A 22,814-nucleotide genomic window follows, 5' to 3' on the forward strand; every position below is an offset into this window, starting at 1 on the left:
AATTACTTGAATTATCAAAAAGTGCTGTATACAATCCCAGTATGGACATAAATACAGTCGATTATCTAGAGGAGCTGACTGCCCTCCCCAAGCTCACTGCACGCCAGAGTGAGATATTGGAACTGATCACCAAAGCAATTGATGAGAGTGGCTTGCCGCCGACCCGCGCAGAGATTGCCACGCAATTAGGATTTGCATCTGCAAATGCTGCTGAAGAGCATCTTCGCGCACTTGCAAAAAAAGGCTATATTGAACTAACGCCAGGAACATCACGCGGCATTCGCATCCCCCAGCGCTTTCATCAAGCACAACACTCAAACAAATATCGTCAATTGTCATTACCATCTGGCGCATTACAGCAACTCACGCTTCCACTCATTGGTCGTGTTGCTGCAGGATCACCGATCATGGCAGTTGAGCACATTGAGAAACAAGTCCCAATTGATCCAAGTTTATTTAGCAAAGGCGCTGATTACTTATTAAAAGTAAAAGGGATGAGCATGCGCGATGCGGGCATTTTGGATGGTGACTATTTAGCTGTCAGAAAAACTACCGAAGTACGTAACGGCGATATCGTTGTTGCTCGTCTTGATGATGAAGTCACTGTCAAACGCTGGCAGCAAAAGAAAACAGCTAACGGCATGGTGATTGAGTTGCAAGCAGAAAATCCAGACTTCAAAAATATTGTGGTCGATAGTCGTCAACCGAACTTTGCAATTGAAGGTCAAGCGGTAGGCCTCATCAGGGCTGAAGGCTTGTAAGCCAATTCCTCCATAAGAAAAGGCCTCCAGTGGAGGCCTTTTTATTTCCTGCAGATTTCTTAAGACTGCTTGCTATTTGATTACCGCTTGCTTGGCGCCACGACATTGGCGTTCTTTGGAGATGAAGTAATCGTAATCAAGGTTTTTGGTCCAGTCAAAGGACCTTCATTTAATTCGACGGTAGCAGTGCGATCACCTTTAGTAAAGACCAAAATGCTGGTTTTAGACTTTACTGCACTGACAGTTGTCCAACCGGCTCGAGGGTATTCCGATTGGAAGAAGGCATAAATATCAGTTGGGGTTTGTACGCCGGACAGAACAACACGACCTACCCAGTTATCACCCCGCCCAATAATCAACGACTCCCCGCCAATAATTTTTGATGCAGCAGGCAAAGGCATATCGCCCAAGAGCTGAGTCTGAACTTCTTGCACTTCCTGTTGCGTTCCAGTTGGTGAGTCGCCAGAGCTAGCGCAAGCAGCCAGCAATGCTGTCATGAACAATGTGATAGCGCTCAATTTAAGAGTGTGAATTTTGATCATTTTTCGCTTTAAAAAAGTGATGTGACTTTCTGGAACAGACTGAAAGTATTTTAGGTGCTCCACCTATTTCGTCAAGCGAAATTACTGGAGGCGCGTGAGGGAATCGAACCCCCGTACGAAGCTTTGCAGGCTCCTGCCTAACCACTCGGCCAACGCGCCATATGCCTGAATCAAAAATGGGAAGCTTTTGAGGGCTTCCCATCGAACTTGGAGCGGGAAAGGAGGTTCGAACTCCCGACCTATACCTTGGCAAGGTATCGCTCTACCAGCTGAGCTATTCCCGCATAACAGGGCGATAGTTTAACAAACAATCAAAAAGAAAGCATTATTCCAAGTGATCCAGCAGAGTCTCAGAATTGATCCTACCCGCAAAGCTATACCAGGTGGTGTCTCGATGGAATTAGTCGATTTTTCCTGCAAGTTGCGGCAGGGCTTTTTTCAAGTAATAAAACATCGACCAAAGCGTCAAGAATGCCGCAACCCAAATGAGCCAGGTTCCGACTCTGGCGCAATCTAACCACCCAAACAAAGTGTCATTGAGCAGCAAAAAAGGAATTGCCACCAATTGAGCTGTTGTTTTTAATTTACCAACCATATGCACCGCAACGCTCTTGCCAGCACCCAACAAAGCCATCCATTCTCGCAAAGCAGAGATCGTGATTTCTCGACCAATGATCACTAAGGCAACCCATACCTGAACACGATCCATATTCAAAAGAACAAGTAATGCCGCCGCAACAATTAATTTATCGGCAACTGGATCCAAGAACTGACCAAAGGCAGATTCTTGTTTTAAACGGCGCGCAAGAAATCCATCCAACCAATCGGTAATTGCAGCTGAGATAAAGATAATGGCTGCAATCAAGTTCTTCTCAAATGGCGTAAACCAATCACTCGGAAGATAGAAAATTGCCACCAGCAATGGAATTGCTGCAACACGCAACCAGGTAAGGGCAATAGGGAGATTGAACGGCATTAGATAAGCATAAACTAAATATGGCAGGCAACCGCTAGTGTAATTGGCGGTAAATTTGCTCTGCCAAGGTGAGTGACACCCCTTCTACGCTAGCAATTTCTTCTATGCTGGCATTGGCCACGCCCTTGAGACCACCAAAACGAGCCAACAGCTTTTGGCGTCGCTTAGCGCCAATACCTTCAATCTCCTCCAAACGAGAAACTGTTCTTGCCTTAGCTCGCTTAGCGCGCATGCCGGTAATGGCAAAACGATGTGCCTCATCTCGAATCTGTGCAACTAGCAAAAGTGCCGCACTATCAATACCGAGCTCTAAGGATTCGCGGTCATCTGCAAAAATCAGCGTTTCTAAGCCAACTTTGCGACCCTCTCCTTTGGCAACACCCACAATCAAGCCCACATCCATAGCGAATTCTAAAAGCACCTGCCTTGCCATCTCTACTTGCCCTTTACCACCATCAATCAAAATGACCTGAGGCATTTTTTCTGGAGGAAGTTCTTGGAAGTTGGCATAACGCCTTTGCAAAACTTGACGCATCGCTGCATAGTCATCACCCGGTGTAATGTCATTGATATTGAAACGTCGATACTCGCCTGATTGCATGGCATTCTTCGCATACACCACGCACGAAGCTTGAGTTGCTTCACCTGAGGTATGGCTGATGTCAAAACATTCAATTCGTAAATGCTCTAGACCCTCGAGATCCAAACCTAAAATATCAACCAAAGCCCTTGCTCTAGCTAACTGCCCACCGGTTTCAACTAAGCGCTTCGTTAAAGCGATCTTGGCGTTACCTTCGGCCATCGCTAACCAATGACGACGTTGACCTTGGGGTTGATGTAAGAAGGTAATTTTTTTACCGGCTTGTGCATTTAATAAATCGTGCAGATCTTCGGGAGGTGCTTCATTAGATTGGCTGACATCGTCGCTTAAGGATTGCAGAGGGTGATTCAAGACCAAAACAGGTGGTATTAAATTGATCGTTGCGCTAGATGCACTCTCGCTAGCGACATCCTCTAAATAATGCTGAGCAATAAAGGCTTCTAATATTTCTGCAGGGGGCGGAAGTTCTCCAGAGGCAGTGCGTAAACCTTTAGGGAAATAAGGTCTGTCACCTAGATGACGCCCACCACGCACCATGGCGAGGTTCACACAAACCATACCTTCCATTTGTGCGACAGCAATGATGTCAACATCGCCCTCACCTTCGGCAACGGTATCCATTGCCTGTTGTTGTAGAACGCTAGAAAGATCTGCAATCCGATCACGTAGTACTGCAGCCATTTCGAATTCCATGGCGTCGCTATGCGCATGCATTTCCTTTTCCAGCTCCGCAAGTACCCGACTATGGTCGCCCTCTAAAAATCGTGTTGCTTGCGCCACGTCTTGACCATATTGCTCGACACTAAGGCGACCCACACACGGAGCACTACAGCGATGAATCTGATGCAAGAGGCAGGGGCGGCTACGATTCTTAAAAACGGAATCTTCACAAGTCCTCAAGCGAAAGACTTTCTGCAAAATTTGCACGCTATTACGCACTGCCCAGCTATTGGGGAAAGGGCCAAAGTAATGATTGCGTTTATCCACCTTGCCACGATAAGAAGCCAAGCGTGGGAATTGATGCCCCGCTAACATCACATATGGGTAGGACTTGTCATCCCGAAACAAGATATTGAATGGCGGAGCCAACTCTTTAATGAGATTGTTCTCTAAAATGAGGGCTTCAGTTTCTGTCCGTGTTACTGTTGTTTCATGGCGAGCAATTTTCCCCACCATCAACGCTATTCGCGGTGACAGCTGTTTGCTTTGAAAATAACTAGATACACGCTTCTTAAGATTGCGAGCTTTGCCGACATATAAGATGTTCCCCGCCTCATCAAAGAAGCGATATACCCCCGGCAATCCGGGTAGCCGTTTAACATCCTGCTGAAGGGTTTCAAAAAGCGAATTACTCATGCGTTGGGATATTTTCTGCCAAATCGTAGACAACTATGGTGATGCCGGTGTTTGCTGGCGTCTAGCCCGAAGCTTATCAAGCCTTCATGGCCAAGAGATACGCATTTTTTGCGATGACCTACCAACCCTCAATTTACTCGCTTCTGGCGTAGATCCTGTAATTAAGCAAAAAATAGATCTTCAACCTTGGGAAGCCAGCTTTAGTAATGCAAGGCATCCTGTACAAACTCCCGATGTCGTCATCGAGGCTTTTGGCTGTGAATTACCTGAGCGTTACCTTACTGGTATGTTTATTGCCCCCATCAAGCCCATCATCATCAATCTCGAATATCTCAGCGCTGAACCCTGGATTACGGACTTTCATGCAAAAGCATCGCCACAATCCCATGGCATACCTAAGTATTTTTTCTTCCCGGGATTTCAGGATGAAGTCGGCGGAATATTGGTTGACCCTGTGCCACCAGAAGGTATATCTGTTGCCAACAAAATTCCGTATGACTTAAAGGGGGCGTGGTCTAAGCTGCGAAGTGATACAAAACGCATTAGCATCTTTTGCTACCCAGGAGCGCCTTTGCGCAAGTGGCTAGAAGATCTTGGCTCGCTGGATGAGAATATCGATGTCTTACTAACGCATGGTCATGCTGAGCTCCTAAATCTTTATGGAGAGCAGCCCATTCAACTGCCTGCCAATCTGCAATTAATCCCCATACCTTTTGTATCGCAAGATGAATTTGACTGGGTACTATCGCAATGTGATTTCAATATCGTTCGTGGTGAGGATTCTTTTGTGCGCGCGCAATTAGCAGGCAAACCATTTATTTGGCACATATACCCGCAAGAGGATCGCGCCCATGAAGTCAAATTAGCCGCCTTTTTAGATCTCTACCTTGAAATTGCTAATCAAGAATTACGTCTTGCAACCATTGCAGCCATGACCTGGGCAATGCCGAGCGAATGGTTCCATATGCTCGATACTTGGAATATCCATTCTCAAGCTTGGCGTACCCAATTACTCAAAAACCAAGGGGATGGAGGCTTAGCAGCCCGTCTATTGCGGTTCGTAGCCTAAGACCAAGCAATAAAGGCTTGCGGGCGGTTACAATCTTGTTTTTGATAAAAACCGCAGAATAATTACTCTGCACCCAGGAATAGCAAGATGAAAACAGCACAAGAACTCCGCGTTGGTAACGTCGTTATGATTGGCACCGATGCCATGGTCGTTTTAAAGGCCGAATACAGCCGCTCTGGCCGCAACTCTTCAGTTGTAAAAATGAAATTTAAGAACTTGTTAACCGGTGCGCCAAATGAAGGCGTTTATAAAGCCGATGACAAATTCGATGTTGTTATCCTCGAGAAAAAAGATTGCACATATTCTTATTTCGCAGATCCAATGTATGTCTTCATGGATGGCGACTATAACCAGTATGAAGTTGAAGCTGAGTTCATGGGTGATGCATTGAACTATCTTGAAGAAAGCATGCCCTGTGAAGTAGTTTTCTACGAAGGTAAAGCACTCTCAGTAGCAATGCCTAACTCGCTCGTTCGTGAAATCATTTACACAGAACCTGCAGTGAAAGGCGATACCAGCTCCGGCAAAGTATTGAAGAACGCAAAACTGGCTACTGGCTATGAATTGCAAGTTCCATTGTTCTGCAACACTGGGGATAAGATCGAGATCGATACTCGTACTGGTGAATACCGTAGCCGCGCTAACTAAGCAAAAACTGAGTAGCAAACGCTCAAACAAAAGCCCGGCATGCCGGGCTTTTTACTTAACTACTACTTGGTTTAAGTAATCAATTTGAACTGCTTAAGCAAGCCCTTAGCATGTTGATACTCTGCTTCTTTTTGCAACACATCCCACGCTAGGGCTAGCGAGTCTGGCATCAAGCGATTCAAACGGGTAGCGGACTCCGCTTGTTTTTGCTTTGAAACCTTTAGCTTGCTCAGTAACTGATCAGCTAAGTCCGGGCGATTACAAATTAAGACGGCATCACAACCGGCGTCTAGCGCCATTTCGGCCCCCTTCACCACTGATCCAGCAACGCTCGCCCCCTCCATCGAAAGATCATCACTAAAGATTACCCCCTGAAATCCTAGTTCTTGCCGAAGAATAGAATGTAGCCAAATCTTTGAGAAGCCCGCAGGATTTTGATCCACCTGCGAATAAATCACATGGGCTGGCATCACCGCTGCCAAACTCAAGTCCAGCCACTCATAAGGCTTAGCATCATCGTTGAGAATTTCTTGAAGTGAGCGCTCGTCCACTGGAATAACCACATGAGAGTCTGCCTCCGCCCAGCCATGACCTGGGAAGTGTTTGCCACAGTTGGCCATACCGCCAAGCCGTAAACCTTCATTCAAACTCTTGGCTAATGCAAACACGATTTGTGGATCACGACTGAATGAGCGATCACCGATCACTCCACTGCGATCAAAATCCAAATCGAGGACAGGGGTAAAACTAAAGTCCACACCACACGCACGAAGCTCTGCAGCCAATACATATCCACAGGCAGTTGCGGCAGCCATGGCGAGCGCAGCAGAATCAGCGGCATGGCTTGATTTACTTTTCGCACCCCAAAGCTCGCCTAACTTACGCATTGCGGGAAGATGCGTAAAACCATCCGTCTTGCAACGCTGTACTCGTCCACCCTCATGGTCAATCGAGATCAAGACATCAGGGCGTAATTTCTTGATATCAGCAGTCAATTTAGTCAATTGCTGACGATTAGCAAAGTTCCTGCCAAACAAAATCACACCACCCGTCAGAGGATGCAAGATCCTGCGGCGATCTTCCGCATTTAAGACCTGGCCCACCACATCTAAGGTAATTGGGCCGGGGTTCATGGTGGCTTTACTCATGTATTCCTCTTAAGAATTTCTCAGCTTTATCTTTAATTCAATTCTTCAGTTATTTCTGAGTAACGATGACATGGGCAATTGCCATGTCTTGCTCATCACTCACAGTCACGTGAGCTTCCCAATTTTTCTCTTGCATAAATTGAGCCAAAGCCCCGAGATAACTAGTTACTGGCTTCCCACTAGCTTCATTTAAAGTTTGGAGAGAGCGCCAAGTCATTGGCATTCTCATTCCCAAACCAATTGCTTTTGAGAACGCCTCTTTAGCAGCAAAGCGGGTGGCCAAAAATGCAATGCCGCGTTTGTGATTTCTGGCAAGACGATATTTGAAGACCGCCATCTCATCTGGACCCAAAATCTTTTCTGCCAAGCGGCCATTAGTACGATCGTAAGCAGCTTGTAAGCGCCCAATCTGCAGAATGTCAGTACCAATGCCGATGATCATCAAATATTTGCTAGTCAGAGAGGTTTGATACGGTCTTGATGTCGACCTCTTACCATCAAGGCTTTCATATCCTCAATAGCATTTTGCCAACCTTTAAATAAAGCCTCAGCCACAATGGCATGGCCAATATTGAGTTCGGATAATTCTGCAATAGCGGCTATGGGCATCACATTACCTTCATGCAAGCCATGGCCAGCATTGACTCTGAGTCCAATGCTCTTGCCGAACTGCGCCGCCTTTCGAATGCGCTCTAATTCTACTGCTTGTTCAGAACCAGATAAATCTGCATAACGCCCTGTGTGCAACTCCACTACAGTAGCACCAACGTCTTTTGCTGCCTGTATTTGCTTTTCTTCAGGATCGATAAATAGAGAAACCCGAATACCAGTATCTTGTAATTGCTTGGTAGCAGCTTTCACTGCATCAAATTTCCCTAATACATCTAAGCCACCCTCAGTAGTGACCTCCTCACGCTTCTCGGGCACCAAACAGACATCGTGTGGCTTTACCTTACAAGCAATATCGAGCATTTCAGGGGTCACTGCACACTCTAGGTTCATCCGAGTTTTAATAAGCGGGCGTATTGCTAATAAATCAGCATCTTTAATATGGCGGCGATCCTCTCGCAAATGCAAAGTGATTAAATCCGCGCCAGCCTCCTCGGCTAATTGTGCCGCCTTGAGGGGATCTGGATATACCGTGCCACGCGCATTGCGTAAGGTGGCAACGTGGTCAATATTGATGCCCAGTTCTAAGGCGTGCGGAGAAGTCATGTCAATAGATTACTAGATTTTCTTCAAATCAATCAAAATTTGACGGGTCGTCAAGACTTGATCTTGCAAGTGCAAGCCCAAAAGGAAACGCATGAGCTGCTTACTTTCAGAGAGCGTCTCTGGAGCAGAAAAGTCCCCAGCAGCAATTGCCAATAAAGATTGACCCTTCAATACTGGCCAGTGGCCTGGATCGTCACCTTGGGTAGGACGCACACCTCGCTCTGGCTGGTAAACATAGTGGGTTTGGGCATCAGGTATTTGATTGGTTTCAACGCAACGATCTAAGGCAGCCGCGTAGCCCGTCTCTTGAAGCAGCGATAACTCAAAAGGACGCAGAATTTCTTCTAAGCCCTTCGACTCAAACTCAAGATTCGATAGAGCGTTGATGGTTTCAGCATAACGATCGTAAAGCTTTTCGTATTCATCTTCGCGAGCTAAAAACTTCACGAGTAATTCATTGAGGTAAAAACCGCAGAGGAGTGCATCGCCAACTAAAGAAGGCATGCCCCCCACCCACTCAGACTTGGTAAGCGTGCGTAATTCAGACTTACCACTCCAAGAAACCAGTAATGGCTGAAAGCGTTGCAACACAGGACGTAGTGTTGAATGAGGACGTTTAGCACCTTTAGCAATCAGCGCCATGCGGCCATGTTGCCGCGTGAAGACATCCAGAATTAAGCTAGTCTCTTTATAGGGAATGCTGTGCAATACAAAAGCAGGCTCGTCAGCAACACGAATCGAGGCCATAAGAGCTTATTCCAGACCCTGTGCCCGCAATTCAGCACGATCATCTGCCCAACCACGCTTCACTTTGACCCAAGTCTCCAAAAAGACTTTGCCATCAAAGAGCTTTTCCATATCGATGCGAGCATCGGTAGAAATCTTCTTCAGTCGCTCACCCTTTTGCCCAATGATCATGGCTTTATGGCTATCGCGATCTACCAAAATGGTGGCAGCAATCCGGCGCATCTTGCCATCCATCTTGAATTGATCAATTACTACGGTAGAGGTGTAAGGTAACTCTTCGCCAGTAAAACGGAAAACCTTTTCACGCAAAATTTCTGCCGCTAAGAAGCGCTCACTGCGATCAGTAATAGTGTCACCATCGTATACAGCCTCAGCCTCAGGCAAATAACCCTCAAGCACATCCAACAGTCTTTCAATATCTCCCGGACTCTTTGCGCTCATGGGTACGATTTCTGCAAACTCACACTTTTGATCTTCGTGCCCACCTAATTCACACCAAGGTTTAGACATCTCTTTCATAAAGTTGAGCAAGGCTTGATCCCGCTCAGATGGAGTCTGAAAGCGACTATTGAACAAGTCCAATTTATTTAAGACCAGCAGCACTGGAAGATCATCTGGCAGCAGCTTTAATACTTTTTTATCATCCTCGCCAAAGTAACCAGCCTCTACTACAAAGCAAGCGACATTGACATCTTGTAAGGCGGTAGTAACAGTACGATTCAATGCTTTATTAAGGGTGTTCATTAAACGCGTCTGGAAACCAGGCGTATCAATAAAAATGAACTGTGCTTCCTCGCGATTCTGAATACCTAATATCCGATGACGGGTTGTCTGCGCCTTACGTGAAGTAATACTGATCTTTTGTCCAACTAATGCGTTGAGCAAGGTTGACTTGCCCATATTGGGACGCCCAACAATGGCGATAGTGCCGCATCTAAACACGATTAGCCCTTCAGCTTAAGATTTAACTGCTCTTCAGTCGCTTCTTTCTTGGCTGCTTTTTTCTTAGCCGACCGAGTTTTCTTGGGCTTGCGAGATTCTTGTGGCAAGGCTTTTAAGACCCCCAGCAAAGCAGTCTTAGCAGCTGACTGCTCAGCAGCGCGGCGGGATGCCCCCTCACCTTTTACTGAGACCTTGAGGCTTGGTATGACACACTCCACCTCAAATTGCTGATTGTGTGCAGCGCCACTAGTGCCTGTCACGTTATAAGTTGGCAAAGGTAACTGGTAACTTTGCAAACACTCTTGCAACAGTGTTTTGTCATCTTTACCTAAAGTTTTAGGATCAACCTGCGTCAGAATAATTGAATAGAGTTTGCGCAAACACGCTTTTGCCGCTTCAAAACCGCCATCCAAAAAGATCGCGCCCGTCACTGCCTCCAAGGTATCTGCCAGAATGGATGGACGGCGAAAGCCACCACTCTTGAGCTCACCCTCGCCCAAGCGAAGGTAATCTGATAGGGATAGTGTTTGGGCAATCTCATACAAAGCTTGCTGTTTGACTAAATTTGCACGCACACGTGAGAGGTCACCCTCATCTAAATCGGAATAACGCTCATACAGTAAATCAGCAACCACGCAATTCAGAATGGAGTCACCCAAAAACTCTAAGCGCTCATTATTTTTTTTGCTATGACTACGGTGAGTCAAGGCTTGATTTAAGAGTTCGGGCTTTTTAAAGGTATAGCCCAGACGCTCTTGAAGCGGTGCGGTTTCGATAACGGCGCGCGCGTTCATGATCGACTACTCAAAACCACCAATACGACCTAGATTACCTAGGTTAAGCCAGACAAAAAATGCCCTGCCAACAATGTTCTTATCAGGCACAAAACCCCAATAACGAGAGTCAGCACTGTTATCGCGGTTATCGCCCATCGCAAAGTAATGCCCTGCAGGCACCTTGCAAGTTAGGCCAGATGGTTGGTATTGGCAAAACTCTGCACCCGGAAAACGTTCTGCGGGGAATGACCCTGCAGAACGATCAGGGTCATTCAAAATCTCATGACGATTGCCACCTAAATCTGCTGGGAAAGCTTCTGTATAACGTTTGGCGTAACGCATATTTTCGGGATCTAGATAGGCTTCGCCGCCGCTGTATTGCAAAGGCTGGCCATTAATTGTTAAGCGCTTATCTTCATAAGCAATCACATCACCCGGTAAGGCAACGACTCGCTTGATATAGTCCACTGACTCATCGCGAGGGTAACGGAACACCACCACATCCCCACGTTTAGGGGAGCCCAGCTCCACAACTTTTTGATTGATCACCGGCAAACGAATGCCATACGTAAATTTATTCACCAATATGAAATCGCCGATCTGCAATGTCGGAATCATGGAGCCAGAAGGGATCTTGAATGGCTCAACAATAAAAGAGCGCAATACAAATACTGCACAAATGACTGGGAAAAAGCCTGCGGTGTACTCGAGCCATAATGGCATGCGATCAATACCGGCTGCTTTTCTTTGTGGTGCAAAGTAGACCCTGTCAGCAATCCAAGCAATGCCAGAAACAATTACCAAAATGAAAAGAATCAGAGCGAAGTTCATTAATCCTCCACCTGCAAAATAGCCAAGAAAGCTTCTTGCGGAATCTCAACGTTACCCACTTGCTTCATGCGTTTCTTACCTTCTTTTTGCTTCTCTAATAACTTGCGCTTACGAGAAATGTCACCACCGTAGCACTTCGCTAAAACATTCTTCCGTAAGGCCTTGACGTTTTCACGCGCAACGATATTGCTACCAATCGCCGCCTGAATAGCTACATCAAACATCTGCCGCGGAATAATGCCGCGCATCTTGGAGACCACTTCACGACCACGATGTTGACTATTGCTTCTATGCACAATGACTGACAAAGCATCTACGCGATCACCGTTAATCAAGATATCGACTTTGACCACATCGGCTGGGCGATATTCTTTGAACTCATAATCCATCGAGGCATAGCCACGTGAGATTGATTTGAGACGATCAAAGAAGTCGAGCACAATCTCAGCCATCGGTAACTCATAAGTGAGTTGCACTTGACGACCTAAGTAGTTCATCCCCGTCTGAATCCCACGCTTGCCAACGCATAGAGTGATCACTGAGCCAACATACTCCTGTGGCATATACAGATTGACAGTCACAATCGGTTCCATGATCGTATCGACCTTGCTGGTCTCGGGCATCTTAGATGGGTTATCTACCATCAAGATCGTGCCGTCAGATTGCTGCACCTGATACACCACGGTTGGCGCAGTCGTAATCAAGTTCATACCGTACTGGCGCTCCAAGCGCTCTTGGACGATTTCCATATGGAGCAAACCCAAGAATCCGCAGCGGAATCCAAAACCTAAAGCTTGTGAAACCTCTGGCTCATACAGAAGTGATGCATCGTTTAATTTCAGTTTCTCCAGTGACTCACGCAATTGATCGTATTCACTCGCCTCTACTGGATAGAGGCCAGCAAATACTTGTGACTTCACTTCCTTGAAACCAGGTAATGGCTCGGTAGCAGGTGTGCGACCTTGTTGGCCTACAGCATGGGTCACCGTATCACCTACTTTTGCAGCTTTAAGCTCTTTGATGCCAGCGATGATAAAGCCGACTTGACCAGCACTCAGCTCAGGGCGATCTACTGACTTTGGACTAAAGACGCCCACGTGTTCAACTAAATGGGTTGAGCCATGGGCCATTAAAGTAATTTTGTCTTTGGGTTTTAAGGTGCCATTAACTACACGCACCAACATCACCACACCAACATAATTATCAAACCAAGAGTCAATGATCAAGCATTGCAATGGTGCACTCGCATCACCCTTGGGTGGCGGAACGCGACGAATCATTTCTTCAATGACTTCATGCACACCCATCCCGGTCTTGGCAGAACAAGTTACCGCATCAGTTGCATCAATACCAATCACATCTTCAATTTCTTGAATAGCGCGTTCAGGGTCTGCCTGCGGCAAATCAATCTTATTGAGCACCGGTACCACTTCAACACCTAACTCAATTGCGGTGTAACAGTTTGCTACTGTTTGCGCCTCAACGCCCTGACTTGCATCTACCACCAGCAAAGCACCTTCACAAGCCGATAAAGAGCGACTCACCTCGTATGAGAAGTCAACGTGACCTGGGGTATCAATGAGGTTGAGGTTATAAATCTTGCCGTCTTTGGCTTTGTAATTTAGAGCAGCCGTTTGGGCCTTGATCGTGATACCTCGCTCACGCTCAATGTCCATTGAATCGAGAACCTGGGCTTCCATTTCTCGATCAGAGAGACCGCCACAAATTTGGATAATACGATCAGCAAGCGTAGATTTGCCGTGATCGATATGGGCGATGATAGAAAAATTGCGGATTAAATCCATAGCGTCTTAAAAAGTCATTCAAGAAAACGCCTTGTCAGAACGCACCACAATGATGCGCTGCAAAAAGTCGTCTTAGAGGGATTGTAATGGGTGGCGCCCGTAAGACGCCGAACCCTATTTTTTAGCCTAAAAACGGCTTATTTTGGCTTTACCGGAAGCACCAAAGTGCTATCTGCACGGCGAATAAAGACTGGAACAGCCTTATTGGCATCCAGGGCTTTAACCAGGGCTTCAAACTGCTTAACCCCAGTAATGTCAGTATCAGCCACCCGAATAATGACGTCGCCTGGTCGAACCCCTGCCTTAGCTAGAGGGCCATCACCTAGACTAGTGACCTCTACCCCACCCTTCAGATTCAGATCCTTCTTTTTGGCATCCGATAAATCGATTACAGCCACCCCAAAGACATTTGTACTGTTGCTATCTGCAGTTGGCGCATCAGATTTCTTATTAACAGCTTTTGCAGACTCAGTGTCAGCCACCGTCACTGTTAATTCGCGTGCTGCACCCTTGCGCCAAACTTGTACTGGGACAGAGCTACCAGGTTTGGTATCGCCCACGACTCGAGGCAAATCGGTTGATTTAGCAATCTCACGTCCATTGAAACTTAAAATCACGTCGCCAGCTTCAATGCCGCCAGCCGCTGCTGGGCCACTTGGCTCGACGTTACGAACGTATGCACCTCGAGGTTTGCCTAAACCCAAACTCTCTGCAATGTCTTTTGTCATCTCACTTAAGGCGACACCAATACGACCGCGAGTCATTTTTCCGTTAGTTCGTAACTGATCTGCAACTCGCATTGCTTCATCAATGGGAATGGCGAAAGAGATGCCCATATAACCACCAGAGCGACTAAAGATCTGCGAGTTGATGCCAATCACTTGACCGGCTGTGTTGAGTAATGGGCCGCCAGAGTTACCGGGATTGACGGCAACGTCAGTTTGAATAAAGGGTAAGTAATCCCCCGTATCACGACTCTTGGCAGACACAATGCCTGCAGTTACTGTATTTTCCAAACCGAAAGGTGAGCCAATTGCAAGAACCCACTCGCCTACTCGCACCTTTGATGAATCACCCAAAGGCAGTCTTGGCAAATCACGCGCTTCAATTTTGACAACCGCTACATCGGTACGTTTATCCATACCCAATAATTTCGCCTTGAACTCACGCTTATCCGTTAAGGTGACATAAATCGTGGTGGCACCTTCAACCACGTGCGCATTTGTCAGAATCAAACCATTGGATTCAATAATGAAACCGGAACCAACGCCACGATCTGCTTCTTGCGGCTTTCCGGAGTTTGGCTGCGACTGCTTAGGGCCGTTAGGAACTCCTGGCATCGGTACACCAAAAAAGCGGCGGAAGAATTCCGCTTGTTCTTCTGGCATTCCGGGGATCCCACCTTGAGCTTGCTGAACCATGACTTTCTCAGTCGTACGAATATTGACAACCGCTGGGCTGGCGCGCTCAACCAAGTCGGCAAAATCAGGAATCGCGACTCGAGGATTCTGAGCCATTGACGGTGTCATAAAAGACATCTGCCCCAGACTCAAAATAGCCAGGAGCGCAATAAAGTGCTTTTTCATAATGCTATAGACCTACTTGGTGAAAACCAACAGTGGAGATAAAGAGAATATTAGGTCAACTTGCCGAAAATCAAGGTGCCGTTAGTACCCCCAAAGCCAAAATTGTTTTTAACAGCATGAGCAATCTTGACATCCCTAGCGGTATTGGCGCAGTAGTCCAAATCGCACTCAGGATCTTGATTAAAGATATTGATAGTGGGTGGGGATTTCTGGTTATGGAGGGCCAGGATGGTGAAAACTGACTCTAAGCCACCGGCACCACCCAAAAGGTGACCAGTCATTGACTTGGTGGAGTTGATCAGCGCCTTCTTAGCATGATCGCCCAAAGCCGCTTTGATGGCTTCGGTTTCATTCTTGTCACCTAAGGGCGTAGAAGTGCCATGAGCATTTAAGTACTGAATTTGGTCTGGATTTAAACCGGCATCACGTAAGGCATTAACCATGCAACGACGTGGACCATCCATATTGGGAGCGGTCATGTGATACGCATCACCGCTCATACCAAAACCAAGCAGTTCACAATAAATTTTTGCGCCACGAGCCTTGGCATGCTCATACTCTTCCAGCACAACTACGCCAGCACCTTCGCCAAGGACAAAACCATCGCGGTCTTTATCCCAAGGTCGTGATGCAGTTGCAGGATCATCATTACGAGTGGAGAGGGCTCTTGCAGATGCAAAACCACCAACACCTAAAGCAGAGATAGTGGATTCAGCGCCACCGGCAACCATGACATCCGCATCGCCATACTGAATCAAACGCGCAGCTAAGCCAATGCTGTGCAAGCCAGTTGTACAGGCAGTAACAGCAGCCACGTTTGGACCTTTGAGACCAAACAAAATGCTGAGGTGTCCAGAAATCATATTAATGATTGAACCTGGAACAAAGAATGGTGAAATGCGACGAGGACCGCGGGCCAGTAACTCGGCACCCGTTTCCTCAATCATTGGCAGTCCGCCAATACCAGAGCCGACCATCACGCCAATGCGTTCGGCGTTTTGTTCGTTAACTTCTAGACCGCTGTCGCGAATCGCCTGTGTACCAGCGGCGATACCGTAATGGATAAAGGTATCCATATGGCGTGCCTCTTTGGCAGAGACGTATTCTTCGACATTGAAATCTTTCACCTCTCCAGCGAAATGAACGCTTAATGGAGTGTGGTCAAACTTGGTGATCGTGGCGATGCCTGATTTGCCGGCAAGCAAGTTAGACCAAGCTACATCAACTGAATTACCAACAGGTGAAATAAGACCAAGGCCGGTAACTACAACCCGGCGTCGGCCATTTGATGCTGACACAGTAATACCTAAGCTAGGGATTTAACCCTGAGCTTTTGATTTAGCGAAGTCGATCGCGAGCTGCACTGTGGTGATTTTTTCAGCTTCCTCATCAGGAATTTCGATGCCGAATTCATCTTCCAAAGCCATAACCAGCTCAACAGTGTCAAGAGAGTCAGCGCCCAGGTCATTCACAAAAGAAGATTCATTCTTGATATCTCCTTCAGCGACGCCCAATTGCTCAGCGACGATTTTCTTAACGCGTTGTTCGATGTTATCCATTAAGTCCCCCAAGGGTTGTAAAAAAACGATGGAAGGATTTTATCAGCATGGCGGGCTTAATTAGCAAAACCACCCAAAAATGACCAAATCCTTGCTTTGCCGTTAGGCCAAATAGAGTCCGCCATTGACGTGTAGGGTATTCCCAGTAATGTATCCAGCTGCTGGGGAGGCCAAAAATGCCACTGCCTGGGCAACATCTTCTGGGCTACCCAAACGAGCCAAAGGAATGTTCACTTTTAGGGCATTTTGCTGATCTTCGCTCAAAGCGCGCGTCATATCGGTATCAATAAATCCCGGTGCCACACAGTTCACAGTGATATTACGACTGCCGATTTCACGAGCGAGGGCACGAGTCATGCCAGAAACACCGGATTTTGCTGCGGCGTAGTTCGCCTGTCCAGCATTACCCATGTGACCAACGATCGAGGTAATGTTGATAATGCGGCCACCACGAGCCTTCATCATGGGACGTAAAACAGCTTGAGATAAACGGAACACTGAGCTTAAGTTGGTATCAATCACATCAACCCACTCTTCAGACTTCATCCGCATTGCTAAGTTATCGCGAGTAATGCCAGCGTTGTTCACCAAAATATTGATGCCGCCATACTCTTTCACAATGTGATCGATGATTTCTTCACAAGCATTTGGTGCAGTTACATTCAACACCAAACCAGTACCACCGGAAGGCTTTAAACGCGCATCAATTGCTTTAGCGCCGTCACTGGATGTCGCAGTTCCAATGACCTTAGCGCCACACTTCATCAACTCATCTGCAATCGCCTGACCAATACCGCGCGAGGCGCCAGTCACCAGGGCAATCTGTCCGCTTAAGTCGAGATTCATATTTGTCTTTCGCTTGATTTTTATACTGAGTCGATGGTTTTATTTGAAACTTGCTAGAACTTCGTTCAAGCTAGCTTCATCAAATACTGGCACGCCAGTCACCTGATCATGAATTCGCTTAGTAAGCCCTGCCAATACCTTGCCTGGACCACACTCCACTACCTGAGTAATTCCTTGTGCGGCCATTGCTTGAATAGTTTCTTGCCAACGAACTGGTTTAGCTGCTTGACGTACCAAGGCGTCTTTAATCGCCGCTGGGTCATTCAAGATTTCGACATCGACGTTGTTAATGACAGCAATTGTTGGCACTTTAAATTCGATGTTCACCAAGTAGCCTTTGAGCTTTTCAGAGGCTGGTTGCAATAACGAAGAATGAAATGGTGCAGACACTGGGAGTGGCAAGGCGCGCTTGGCGCCAGCAGCCTTAAGTAATTCACATGCTTTAGTAACGGCAGCGCTGGCACCTGCAATCACGACTTGACCGGGTGCATTGAAATTGACTGCCTCCACTACACCACCCGATGCAGTGCTTGCTTCAGCGCAAACCCGGATGACTATTGCGTCATCCAATCCAAGGATCGCTGCCATACCGCCGGTACCAACCGGAACCGCAGATTGCATCGCTTCTGCACGAAAACGTACCAAGGGAACTGCGTCTTTAAATGAGATCACGCCGGAAGCAACTAATGCAGAGTATTCGCCCAGGCTGTGACCTGCCATCACCTTCGGTGCAGGGCCTCCCGCCGCTAACCAAGCACGGTAAAAGGCTACCGCTGCAGTCAACATAACAGGCTGGGTATTGGTAGTTAATGACAGCGCCTCTGCAGGACCTTCAGCAATCAACTTCGCAACATCTTCACCCAAAGCTTCAGAAGCCTCTTGCAAGGTTGCACGCACTTCAGGACGCTCAGCGATGGAATTGAGCATACCTACCGATTGAGAACCCTGTCCAGGGAATACGAATGCAAATGTCATGAGATTAATTTACAAAACAATGAAAAGAGATTGAATACGGATTAACGCGCATGAATACGGCATCAATACTTCAAGGCCACCGCGCCCCAAGCAAAACCACCGCCAACGCCCTCTAATAAGAGATGTTGACCACGCTGAATTTGACCGGAACGCACACCAGCATCCAAGGCCAATGGGATAGAGGCTGCCGAAGTATTACCGTGCTCATGCACAGTCACAATCACCTTATCCATCGACATACCCATCTTTTTGGCAGTACCTTCCATGATGCGGATATTGGCTTGGTGAGGAACTAACCAATCAATTTGCTCAGGCTTAAGATGCGCCTTTTCTAAAACTTCATGAGCCACTTGCTCTAGAACTTTGACTGCCAATTTAAATACCGCTTGACCATCCATGGTCATAAATGGTGAGCCATGCACTGCACCGTTACCAGCACGCCCAGGCACACACAAAATATCACGCTGACTGCCATCGGCATGCAAAGCAGTCGACAAAATGCCAGGCTCACTTGAAGCTTCGAGCACTACTGCGCCAGCACCATCACCAAACAACACACACGTGCCGCGATCTTGAAAATCCAAAATGCGTGAAAAAGTTTCCGCACCGATGACCAACACTTTTTTATAGGAGCCACAACGAATAAACGCATCTGCCGTTGCGATGGCATAAGTAAAACCGGCGCAAACTGCCTGTACATCAAATGCAGCGCAGTTACTGTGGACACCCAATTTGTCCTGTACAACGCAAGCTGTACTGGGGAAGCCGCCCAAGTGATCAGGAGTTGAAGTTGACAAAATGATGAGGTCTAAATCTGCTGAAGTAATGCCAGCACTGCTTAATGCCGCTTGCGCTGCTTTTACTGCGAGATCGCTCGTGAGTTCATTTTCTGCAGCAAAGTGACGCGCAGAAATACCGCTACGAGTGGAAATCCACTCATCGCTAGTCTCTAAACCAGATTTAGCCAAACGTTCCACTAAATCTTGATTGGTTAAACGCTGCTCCGGAAGATAGCTTCCAGTACCAGCGACTCTTGCAAAAATACTCATGCTTTTGTCTCCGCTACAAAGGCTGCGGCAATACGTTCAACCATGCGATTTTTAGCTGCTTCGTATGCTCGATCTAAGGCAAAACCAAATCCAAAACGGTCTGCAGAGCCATGGCTCTTAATCACACAACCCTGAAGACCCAACAATACAGCACCGTTATAGCGGCGATGATCAACCCGCTTACGCACCCGTAGCAGTGGCACCATGGCACAAATGGCCATCAACTTAGTCAATAAAGAGCGGTTGAATTCATCACGAATCATGCCGCTCATCATTTTTGCCAAGCCTTCACTAGCCTTCAGAACTACGTTGCCTACAAATCCATCGCACACCACAATATCGGTGGTGCCTTTAAAAATATCATTCCCTTCTACGTTACCGTAAAAGTTTAAATTCGTCTGACGCAGCAATTCACTCGTTTGCTTAACAACATCATTGCCCTTAATCACCTCTTCACCGATATTCAGGAGACCAATGGAGGGATTTTGTTTGCCATCAACTACCTGAACCATAACATTGGCCATCTGTGCAAATTGCACCAAGTGCATCGGCTCACAGTCAGCGTTGGCGCCTAAATCGAGCATCGTCGTACCACGCCCTAATTCATTAGGGATGGCAGTGGCAATCGCTGGACGATCAACACCCTCAAGGGTTTTTAAAATATAGCGAGAGATTGCCATCAATGCACCAGTGTTGCCAGAGGAGATGACTGCGTCAGCAAGACCTTCTTTTACTTGCTCAATCGCAACTCGCATCGATGAATCTTTTTTGCGACGCAAAGCAACCTCGATGGGATCGTCCATCAACACCACTTCACTCGCGGGAACAATTTGAATGCGCTCCATTGGCGCTTTGGGAGATTTACTCAAGACTTGCTTGATCAACTCTGGATCACCCACTAAGGTAATCTTGGCATCAGCATGTTTTTCTAGAAAATCGCAGGCGGCAGGAACCGTCACGACGACTCCATGATCTCCGCCCATGGCATCGATAGCAAGAGTAACGCTCATAAACTGATGGATTGCTGCAGTAATGTTTCTAAGAAAAAAGCGGCTTTAAATGAGCCGCTTCTATCTGTTTAGACTAAAAAATTAGTCGTTTTTAGTTTTAACAACTTTACGACCACGATAGTAGCCGTTAGGTGAAATGTGGTGGCGCAAATGAGCCTCACCAGTTGTGGCTTCAACAGCCGTAGCAGGTGCGGTCAAAAAGTCGTGCGCACGGTGCATGCCACGTTTGGAAGGTGATTTTTTGTTTTGTTGAACGGCCATATTGGACTCCTAAGCAAGGCGACATTCTAGCATGGAAAAGCGCCTAAATGCTTGATTTATCAATGAAGCATACCGAAAACAACAGGCTAACTAAAAACCCTATTTTCAGTTTTTCTTCATATTTTTCAATATGTTAAAGGGATTTTCTGGTTTATCTGCGACCTCATCGCCATCCTCATCTCCAAAAACCGATACATGAGGCTCACAGAAGCCCTCAGGGTGCTTTGGAATCAAGGGGATAGAGAGTAAAACCTCATCCTCGATAGTTTCCAAGACGTTAAATTGCTGACTAATCACCAAGGGCTCCTGCTCCTCGTCTTCGAGGGGGTAATCGTCAGCCTCAGCCTCAGTAGCAACCAGCAGAAAACGCCGCTTTTCCGCCAGATCTACTGCGCAATCCTGTAAACAACGTTGGCAAACTAGGTGAAGCCGCCCTTTTAAACCCAACTCCATTACTTGGCGAGGCTCGCTGCCTGGCGAATCCTCAAAATGCGTCTCCAAGTCCCAATGGAAGCCATCCCCCAAAACCACGGTAGACGCCTCCTCAGCCACTCTGGGAAGCTCGGAGATGCTTAAAAAACCAGCACCTTTATAGGATTGGGGGGCACAAAAATCCACCCGCTTCAAAGTATTAGGTTCTGCAGATAACTGGACTTGAGGTAAAACTTGATTACGATTCATGACATCAGTCTAAATCAAGGCATCTTCGAAAGTCAGCAGCAATGAGTAACCAAAGAAATTCACCCGAAAATCCCCCCCTCATCTTGGCATCCACCTCGGTGTATCGCCGCGAGCTTTTAGAGCGCCTGCGTGTTCCCTTTGAGGTGATCTCTCCCAAAGTAGATGAAACACCCCTTGCCGGTGAAAACACGCTCGACTTAGCACTGCGCCTTGCACAGGCAAAAGCGGCAGCTGTTGCCAAACAAAATCCTCATGCTTGGGTCATTGGCTCTGATCAAGTGGCAGATCTCTGCGGCGCAGCGATTGGTAAACCAGGTAATTTTGAACGGGCGATGGCACAACTCCAACTCATGCGCGGTCAAACAGTGACCTTTCATACAGCGCTATGCTTAATGAAAGGTGATTCACAAACCACCTTAAGTGTTCCAACTGAGGTGAGGTTTCGTAAACTCTCCGATGAAATATTAGAAAGTTATTTGCTGGCAGAGGAACCTTATGACTGCGCCGGTAGTGCTAAGTCTGAAGGCTTAGGCATCAGCCTTCTAGAGGCGATTCAGAGCGATGACCCTACCGCCCTAATCGGTCTGCCACTCATCGCTTTGACAGGCTTGTTGCGTGATGCAGGTTTTGTGATTCCAGGCAAGAGTTAATCGGTTCATGGCAAAGCTCGGCACACTCTATTTAGTTCCCAACACCTTGGGTGATGATGCTCGCACGGAGCAATTACCTTGGGTATTGCCAAGTGAAACGATTGCTTGCACAGCCAAGCTGAAGCATTGGATTGTGGAAGATGCAAAAACTGCGCGCGCATTTTTGAAAGCGGTTGATAGCATTTCACCGCTAGCCTGCAGCATTCAAGAGATGCAAATGAGTGAGTGGCGTGGCGCTGCACGCAATGCAAAATATGGAGAGTCAGTAAAACCTGCTGACTTATTAAAACCCTTGATTGCGGGCAATGATATGGGCCTGATGTCCGAAGCTGGAGTGCCGGGCGTTGCTGATCCTGGCGCTGAACTGGTGCTTGCGGCCCACAAATTGGGTGCTCAAGTAAAGCCCTTGGTGGGACCTAGTTCTATCTTGCTGGGCCTTATGGCTAGCGGTCTGAATGGTCAGCGCTTTACTTTTCAGGGTTACTTGCCTCATGACGTTCATGAGCGTAGCGCCAAGCTCAAACAGCTAGAAGTTGAATCTCGAAAATTACAAGAAACGCAAATTTGGATTGAGACACCTTATCGCAATACGGCCATGCTGATGGCTTGTATCAATTCACTAGCACCACAAACATTACTTTGCCTTGGTGTTGATCTCAGCCTCAAATCTGAAATGATTACAACACTGTCAATTGCAGACTGGCGCAAACGCTATCCCAATGAAGCAGCCTGCGCCGCATTGCAATCTAAGCCAATGGTATTTCTACTATTGGCCTAGAT

At 47.1% G+C, this 22,814-nt stretch carries 25 protein-coding genes and 2 tRNA genes; 5 read left to right on the top strand and 22 right to left on the bottom strand.

Annotated elements, in window-relative coordinates; genetic code table 11:
* Window positions 1–41 precede the first annotated feature (41 nt).
* On the top strand, window positions 42–761 hold the full coding sequence (gene lexA, locus VC178_RS00755; protein ID WP_215296434.1) for a transcriptional repressor LexA: 720 nt from the start codon (window positions 42–44) through the stop codon (window positions 759–761).
* Window positions 762–841: 80 nt separating this feature from the next.
* Here lexA and VC178_RS00760 read toward each other — a convergent pair whose 3' ends face one another.
* The 5 genes from VC178_RS00760 to uvrC form a co-directional block, all read right to left on the bottom strand.
* Window positions 842–1,279 carry a hypothetical protein gene (locus tag VC178_RS00760; RefSeq protein WP_323481251.1) on the bottom strand — a complete coding sequence of 146 codons (438 nt, stop codon included), beginning with the start codon at window positions 1,277–1,279 and terminating at the stop codon, window positions 842–844.
* Between the two features lie 109 nt (window positions 1,280–1,388).
* Window positions 1,389–1,462: transfer RNA gene (locus VC178_RS00765), tRNA-Cys, on the bottom strand.
* 49 nt (window positions 1,463–1,511) lie between these two features.
* Window positions 1,512–1,587, bottom strand: a tRNA-Gly gene (locus tag VC178_RS00770).
* A 116-nt stretch (window positions 1,588–1,703) separates the two neighbouring features.
* A complete protein-coding gene (gene pgsA / locus VC178_RS00775; protein WP_215296432.1) occupies window positions 1,704–2,279 on the bottom strand; it encodes a CDP-diacylglycerol--glycerol-3-phosphate 3-phosphatidyltransferase in 576 nt (191 codons plus the stop codon).
* A 34-nt stretch (window positions 2,280–2,313) separates the two neighbouring features.
* Entirely contained in the window at window positions 2,314–4,236 is a 1,923-nt protein-coding gene (gene uvrC / locus VC178_RS00780; RefSeq protein ID WP_323481252.1) for an excinuclease ABC subunit UvrC, read from the bottom strand.
* On the opposite strand from uvrC, the gene earP reads away from it, so the two are divergent.
* Window positions 4,235–5,305, top strand: a complete 1,071-nt coding sequence (earP, locus tag VC178_RS00785; protein WP_323481253.1) for an elongation factor P maturation arginine rhamnosyltransferase EarP — start codon at window positions 4,235–4,237, stop codon at window positions 5,303–5,305. The two genes, uvrC and earP, sit on opposite strands and share 2 nt — an antisense overlap.
* Before the next feature lie 87 nt (window positions 5,306–5,392).
* Entirely contained in the window at window positions 5,393–5,953 is a 561-nt protein-coding gene (gene efp / locus VC178_RS00790) for an elongation factor P (protein ID WP_215296429.1), read from the top strand.
* Between the two features lie 71 nt (window positions 5,954–6,024).
* Here efp and nagZ read toward each other — a convergent pair whose 3' ends face one another.
* From nagZ to VC178_RS00875, 17 genes are all read right to left on the bottom strand, one after another.
* Entirely contained in the window at window positions 6,025–7,101 is a 1,077-nt protein-coding gene (gene nagZ, locus VC178_RS00795) for a beta-N-acetylhexosaminidase (protein ID WP_323481254.1), read from the bottom strand.
* 49 nt (window positions 7,102–7,150) lie between these two features.
* A complete protein-coding gene (gene acpS / locus VC178_RS00800) occupies window positions 7,151–7,543 on the bottom strand; it encodes a holo-ACP synthase (protein ID WP_323481255.1) in 393 nt (130 codons plus the stop codon).
* Window positions 7,544–7,557: 14 nt separating this feature from the next.
* Entirely contained in the window at window positions 7,558–8,316 is a 759-nt protein-coding gene (pdxJ, locus tag VC178_RS00805; protein WP_323481256.1) for a pyridoxine 5'-phosphate synthase, read from the bottom strand.
* A gap of 12 nt (window positions 8,317–8,328) precedes the next feature.
* A complete protein-coding gene (recO, locus tag VC178_RS00810) occupies window positions 8,329–9,063 on the bottom strand; it encodes a DNA repair protein RecO (RefSeq protein WP_215296425.1) in 735 nt (244 codons plus the stop codon).
* A gap of 6 nt (window positions 9,064–9,069) precedes the next feature.
* Window positions 9,070–9,963: a GTPase Era gene (era, locus tag VC178_RS00815; RefSeq protein WP_251372131.1), complete on the bottom strand. Its 894-nt coding sequence runs from the start codon at window positions 9,961–9,963 to the stop codon at window positions 9,070–9,072.
* 44 nt (window positions 9,964–10,007) lie between these two features.
* Window positions 10,008–10,799 carry a ribonuclease III gene (gene rnc, locus VC178_RS00820; protein WP_215296423.1) on the bottom strand — a complete coding sequence of 264 codons (792 nt, stop codon included), beginning with the start codon at window positions 10,797–10,799 and terminating at the stop codon, window positions 10,008–10,010.
* A gap of 6 nt (window positions 10,800–10,805) precedes the next feature.
* Window positions 10,806–11,612: a signal peptidase I gene (gene lepB / locus VC178_RS00825; RefSeq protein WP_216178189.1), complete on the bottom strand. Its 807-nt coding sequence runs from the start codon at window positions 11,610–11,612 to the stop codon at window positions 10,806–10,808.
* Window positions 11,612–13,417, bottom strand: a complete 1,806-nt coding sequence (gene lepA / locus VC178_RS00830) for a translation elongation factor 4 (protein ID WP_323481257.1) — start codon at window positions 13,415–13,417, stop codon at window positions 11,612–11,614. Before lepA ends, lepB begins: the two co-directional genes overlap by 1 nt.
* 137 nt (window positions 13,418–13,554) lie before the next feature.
* On the bottom strand, window positions 13,555–15,003 hold the full coding sequence (locus VC178_RS00835) for a DegQ family serine endoprotease (RefSeq protein ID WP_416350521.1): 1,449 nt from the start codon (window positions 15,001–15,003) through the stop codon (window positions 13,555–13,557).
* A 50-nt stretch (window positions 15,004–15,053) separates the two neighbouring features.
* Complete coding sequence (fabF, locus tag VC178_RS00840) at window positions 15,054–16,301, bottom strand: beta-ketoacyl-ACP synthase II (RefSeq protein ID WP_323481258.1); 1,248 nt, start codon at window positions 16,299–16,301, stop codon at window positions 15,054–15,056.
* A 21-nt stretch (window positions 16,302–16,322) separates the two neighbouring features.
* A complete protein-coding gene (gene acpP, locus VC178_RS00845) occupies window positions 16,323–16,562 on the bottom strand; it encodes an acyl carrier protein (protein WP_028819177.1) in 240 nt (79 codons plus the stop codon).
* A gap of 102 nt (window positions 16,563–16,664) precedes the next feature.
* Window positions 16,665–17,408 (bottom strand): 3-oxoacyl-ACP reductase FabG, encoded by a 744-nt coding sequence (gene fabG / locus VC178_RS00850; protein ID WP_323481259.1) that lies wholly within the window; start codon window positions 17,406–17,408, stop codon window positions 16,665–16,667.
* Window positions 17,409–17,447: 39 nt separating this feature from the next.
* Window positions 17,448–18,383: an ACP S-malonyltransferase gene (fabD, locus tag VC178_RS00855; RefSeq protein ID WP_323481260.1), complete on the bottom strand. Its 936-nt coding sequence runs from the start codon at window positions 18,381–18,383 to the stop codon at window positions 17,448–17,450.
* A gap of 62 nt (window positions 18,384–18,445) precedes the next feature.
* Complete coding sequence (locus tag VC178_RS00860) at window positions 18,446–19,432, bottom strand: beta-ketoacyl-ACP synthase III (RefSeq protein ID WP_323481261.1); 987 nt, start codon at window positions 19,430–19,432, stop codon at window positions 18,446–18,448.
* Entirely contained in the window at window positions 19,429–20,442 is a 1,014-nt protein-coding gene (gene plsX, locus VC178_RS00865; protein ID WP_323481262.1) for a phosphate acyltransferase PlsX, read from the bottom strand. The genes VC178_RS00860 and plsX overlap by 4 nt, the downstream gene beginning before the upstream one ends.
* 81 nt (window positions 20,443–20,523) lie before the next feature.
* The gene (gene rpmF / locus VC178_RS00870; RefSeq protein WP_011902241.1) at window positions 20,524–20,703 is read right to left on the bottom strand and encodes a 50S ribosomal protein L32; all 180 of its coding nucleotides are present in this window, start codon (window positions 20,701–20,703) and stop codon (window positions 20,524–20,526) included.
* Window positions 20,704–20,808: 105 nt separating this feature from the next.
* Complete coding sequence (locus VC178_RS00875; protein ID WP_216124469.1) at window positions 20,809–21,384, bottom strand: YceD family protein; 576 nt, start codon at window positions 21,382–21,384, stop codon at window positions 20,809–20,811.
* A 41-nt stretch (window positions 21,385–21,425) separates the two neighbouring features.
* Here VC178_RS00875 and VC178_RS00880 point away from each other — a divergent pair, with 41 nt between their 5' ends.
* Window positions 21,426–22,034, top strand: a complete 609-nt coding sequence (locus tag VC178_RS00880) for a Maf family nucleotide pyrophosphatase (protein WP_323481263.1) — start codon at window positions 21,426–21,428, stop codon at window positions 22,032–22,034.
* Window positions 22,035–22,041: 7 nt separating this feature from the next.
* Window positions 22,042–22,812 carry an SAM-dependent methyltransferase gene (locus VC178_RS00885; RefSeq protein WP_323481264.1) on the top strand — a complete coding sequence of 257 codons (771 nt, stop codon included), beginning with the start codon at window positions 22,042–22,044 and terminating at the stop codon, window positions 22,810–22,812.
* Window positions 22,813–22,814: the final 2 nt, after the last annotated feature.

It is taken from the genome of Polynucleobacter sp. AP-Sanab-80-C2, from assembly GCF_035012965.1.
In the GTDB taxonomy this organism is placed as follows: domain Bacteria; phylum Pseudomonadota; class Gammaproteobacteria; order Burkholderiales; family Burkholderiaceae; genus Polynucleobacter.